Annotated in this window: 1 protein-coding gene; it reads right to left on the bottom strand. The window is 63.0% G+C overall.

The features are described 5' to 3' along the window. Window positions 1-356: 356 nt before the first annotated feature. Window positions 357-728 (bottom strand): hypothetical protein, encoded by a 372-nt coding sequence (locus FCI23_RS55970; RefSeq protein ID WP_136731801.1) that lies wholly within the window; start codon window positions 726-728, stop codon window positions 357-359. Between the last annotated feature and the right edge of the window lie 126 nt (window positions 729-854).

The raw sequence follows: 854 nt of genomic DNA, 5'->3' as shown, positions 1-854 counted from the left end.
AGCTTGATGAGATCGCTGCGCGACTGAATGGACGCCCTCGGCAAACGCTGGGATGGCGGACTCCGGCAGAAAAATTGCAGGAATTCATCGCGTCAGCTTGATGCGCTCACCACTTGAGACCGCCGCCAGCCCCGCCGGTCCGCTGGTACTCCTCACAGACAGGGACTGGACGCCGATTCGCATCTGGGAAAGGTGGGGCAGGCCGCTGAGGTAGTCGATCTCATCGTGGTTCAGGCCGACGAGACCACGCGGGTAGACGGTACTGACCACGGTGCAGTCCAGAGTGGCGGTTTCGACCGCGCGATGGTCAGGGAGCGGGGTCAGGCCAGGGATATCCGGTGCTTTTTCGGCGATTACTACGGGGACCCGCAGAGCAAGGCGATCACGTCGAGGGACGTTTTCACCAGGTGAGTGGCGAACGGGATCGGCAGCGCGGGGTGCATGGTCTTGCCGTGCGCGTACCTGTTCCGGATACTCCGGCCGGTGTGCAGGTGGTCGGCCTGCTCGGCGGTGATCGTCCCGTCAGCCAGAGCCATGCGGATCATCGCGGCCAGATTATTTCCCCCATAGCGTTCTCGGAGAGCGGTCTCGATCGCGATGATGGATGTGGACACGGCGACTGCGGCGAACTCGAAGTGGTAGTAGCTGAACCGGATGAGTTCTCGCGCGGTGGCGAAGGCTCGGGCGGTGTTGACCGGGATGCTGTCCGGGATCTCCAGAGGTTTCACGGATCTTCGAATTTAGGCGGGCAACGTGGCGGATCGCTGGCCCGGTTGTGACGTTGAGCGACGGTCTTGGGGTTCCGGCGCCCTGGACGCAGTGAGCCCGCAGGCGTCCGTGATCATGGTTGTTCT

The organism is Actinacidiphila oryziradicis (assembly GCF_005047355.1).
Classification (GTDB): domain Bacteria; phylum Actinomycetota; class Actinomycetes; order Streptomycetales; family Streptomycetaceae; genus Actinacidiphila; species Actinacidiphila oryziradicis.
Note: the sequence above shows the minus strand (reverse complement) of the source record. Positions and strands in the feature narration are given on the sequence as shown.